The sequence below is a fragment of the Candidatus Nanosynsacchari sp. TM7_ANC_38.39_G1_1 genome (assembly GCF_004138385.1).
Window position 1 is genome coordinate 1 of record NZ_PQNZ01000067.1, and the last position, 3,370, is coordinate 3,370.

Genomic DNA, 3,370 nt, shown 5'->3' on the forward strand with positions numbered 1-3,370 from the left:
CATCATTGCTGCGCTAAGTAAAGCCTTAACTAAAATTAAGAATCGTCCGAATGCCAAACTGAAAATCGGTGAATATTATGCGGAGGTTGGCCAGGAAATTACTTTTGATGCCAGTGATTCGTACGTCGTTGATGGCAAGATCACGAAGTACGAATGGGATTTTGATGGTGATGGTAAGATCGATCAAACGACAACAAGTCCGGTTGCCAGCCATGTCTATAATGAAAAGTTTGATGGCATCATGCAGGTGCGAATGAGTGCTAACAACGACACAGTGTCAAACATATCGGCACCTGTTAAAGTTGGTATAAAACCTAATTTGCCTGTTGGTCCTGGAGCGCCTCAGGTTTCGGCAAAAATTATTGAGCGAAATGGCAATAAGGCGACAATTCGGCTAAATTGGCAGCCAGTTGACGAGTTGTCTTCGCGCTGGTTAGTTAGCCTAGATGATACTAACCTTGGTTACACGGTTGGCGAACAGCGGCAGCTTGATATTACCGATGTAGACGTATCGACGAGCAGAAAAGTCACGGTGACAGGCATCAAAGCTGACGGTTACGCTGGCAAGCCTGCGACCGTACAAGTTGATAACGAGATACCTGCGCCTAACCCTGAAGGGCCAACCTCTCGGCCATGTCCTTATAAAATTAGAGTAGGTTTATTTACGATAGCCTGCCGTTACCAAAAGGTAACGTTTGGCAGCTGGTCATTTTATTGGATGGTTTGGTATATCGTTAGAAGTTAAGTATGTATAGAGCGGTAATAATTTCATTGGCATAGTATAATTTTATATATGAAGCTATCTGACCGCCATCCCAACGACCGTCCCCGCGAGAAACTAGCGCGCTACGGTGCGGCACGGCTGAGCGATTTGGAGCTGCTGATGGCGATTGTTGGCAGCGGTAATGCTCGGGCCGATGTCGGTAAGATTGCGCGCGATGTGTTGAAAATTTTGCGTCAAAAAGGCGGTGATGTTTCGTATGATGATCTACGTAGCGTGGTTGGTTTGGGCGAAGCGAAAATCCCGGTGATTCTGGCGAGTTTGGAACTGGCGCGACGGTACTTGCTGGATAGTGACCAGCCAATCATCGATAGCCCAGAAAAGGCCGTCGAGCTGCTGGCCGACATTCGCGACAAAAAGCAGGAATATTTTGTCTGCCTGACGCTGGACGGCGCTAATCGTTTGATTGCCAAGCGGGTGGTGACCATCGGCACGCTGACCGCCAGCCTAGTGCATCCGCGCGAGGTCTTCGCCGACGCCATCGCCGATCGTGCGGCCTCGATCATCGTGGCGCATAATCATCCGAGCGGGAGCTTGGAGGTCAGCCAAGCTGATGAAGATGTTACTAGCAGGCTGGCAGAAGCGGGAAAACTGCTTGGCATTACGCTTAATGATCATATTATTGTTACGAAAACTAGCTACAAGAGCCTGATGCACTCAGAGTAAACGATCCCCGAATCTGATATAATTACACGTATGAACATGAGGGAGCTTGAAAGGCGGCTATGGGCTGCGGCGGATAAACTACGGGGTAATATCAGCTCGTCGGATTATAAATATGTCGTATTGGGGTTGATTTTCCTCAAGTATGTTTCAGATGCGTTTTCGGCGCGATATCAGGCGGCGGTTGATGACAATTATGATCCCGAAGATCGGGATTGGTATTTAGCGGAGAATGTTTTTTGGATTCCCAAGGAGGCTCGTTGGGAACACCTGGTGGCGAGCGCTAAACAGCCAGAAATTGGCGTGTTAGTTGACAGCGCCATGGAGGCAATTGAACGCGACAACCCTAGTTTGAAAGGTGTTTTGCCGAAAAATTATGCTCGCGAAACTCTGGATAAACGCCGCTTGGGCGAGCTTATCGATTTGTTTACTAATGTCAGATTTGATACTGCTAGTTCCAAAGATCTACTTGGTCAAGTCTATGAATATTTTATGGGTATGTTTGCTGACAGTGAGGGCAAACACGGCGGCGAATTTTACACGCCGCGCTCCATCGTCAGGTTGCTGGTAGAAATGCTGGAGCCATACAGCGGGCGTGTGTACGACCCATGTTGCGGTAGTGGTGGTATGTTCGTCTGGAGTGAGAAGTTTGTCGAAGAACACGCTGGGCGTGTCAGCGATATCGCAGTGTATGGTCAGGAATTCAACGAAACGACTTGGCGACTCGCTAAAATGAACATGGCAATTCGGGGAATTGATGCAAATATCAAACGTGGCAACACCCTGACGGATGACCAGCTGCCTGACCTGAAAGCTGATTATATCTTGGCTAATCCACCGTTTAATATTAGTGATTGGGGTCAAGAACATTTGCAGGCTGACCCACGCTGGAAATATGGACTGCCGCCAAAGGGTAATGCTAACTTTGCCTGGATTCAACATATGATTCACCACTTGAGCCCGCGCGGTACGGCAGGCTTTGTGTTGGCAAACGGGAGTATGAGCAGTCAAACTGGCGGCGAAGGTGATATCCGTAAGCAGTTAGTGCTCAATGATATGGTTGACGCCATCGTCACACTGCCAAGCCAACTGTTTTTCAACGTAGCCATACCGTGCTGTCTGTGGTTTGTGTCGCGCGATCGTACCAATCGTCACGGCAAAGCGCTGTTTATCGATGGGCGTAATTTGGGTAAAATGGTCACCCGCCGTAACCGTGAGCTAACCGCAGAAGACATTGCTCGGGTGGCGAAGACATATCATGATTATAAAACCGCTAGTGCGGATTACGCTGACCAGCCGGGTTTCTGTAAAGTCGCTGATCTAGAAGAAATCAAGCAGCATGATTATGTATTGACACCTGGCCGTTACGTTGGTGTTGAGGAAGCAGAAGAATATGATGAGCCGTTCGCCGAGAAATTTGCTCGGTTGACGGCTGAGCTTGAAGGACAGTTTGCGAAAAGTCGGGAGTTGGAAGCGAAGATAAAAGAGAATCTTGCCAAAATAGAGAAAGAAATCAAATGATGAATGGCAACAACCCGAATAGCGAGATGGTGGTGTATGTTGGCGATGATGGCAAGCCGCAGATTAATGTAAGGTTCCAAGGTGAAACAATATGGCTTACTCAAGCTCAGTTAGCTAACCTTTTTGATACCTCGCGACCAAATATTACCATGCATATTAAGAATATTTTTGATGAGGGCGAGCTAAATGAGGCTTCAGTGTGTAAGGATTTCTTACTAACTGCTGCAGACGGTAAAAAGTACACGACAAAACATTATAATCTTGACTTAATCATCTCGCTTGGTTACCGCGTGAAGTCAAATATAGCGACGAATTTTCGTATCTGGGCCACCGAAAGACTGCGTGAATATATCACTAAGGGCTTTGTCATGGACGATGAACGCCTTAAAGAAAATAGCGGTGGAA

At 47.5% G+C, this 3,370-nt stretch carries 4 protein-coding genes; all 4 read left to right on the forward strand.

Annotation, left to right across the window (positions count from 1 at the left end; all coding sequences use genetic code 11):
* Nucleotides 1-745: PKD domain-containing protein (locus G1ANC_RS03925; RefSeq protein ID WP_129693696.1), on the forward strand; the 745-nt coding region annotated here is incomplete at its 5' end.
* 48 nt (nt 746-793) lie between these two features.
* Complete coding sequence (gene radC / locus G1ANC_RS03930) at nt 794-1,447, forward strand: DNA repair protein RadC (RefSeq protein WP_129693697.1); 654 nt, start codon at nt 794-796, stop codon at nt 1,445-1,447.
* Between the two features lie 36 nt (nt 1,448-1,483).
* Complete coding sequence (locus G1ANC_RS03935; protein ID WP_206660733.1) at nt 1,484-2,965, forward strand: class I SAM-dependent DNA methyltransferase; 1,482 nt, start codon at nt 1,484-1,486, stop codon at nt 2,963-2,965.
* Nucleotides 2,962-3,370: virulence RhuM family protein (locus G1ANC_RS03940; protein ID WP_206660734.1), on the forward strand; the 409-nt coding region annotated here is incomplete at its 3' end. The genes G1ANC_RS03935 and G1ANC_RS03940, both read left to right, overlap by 4 nt.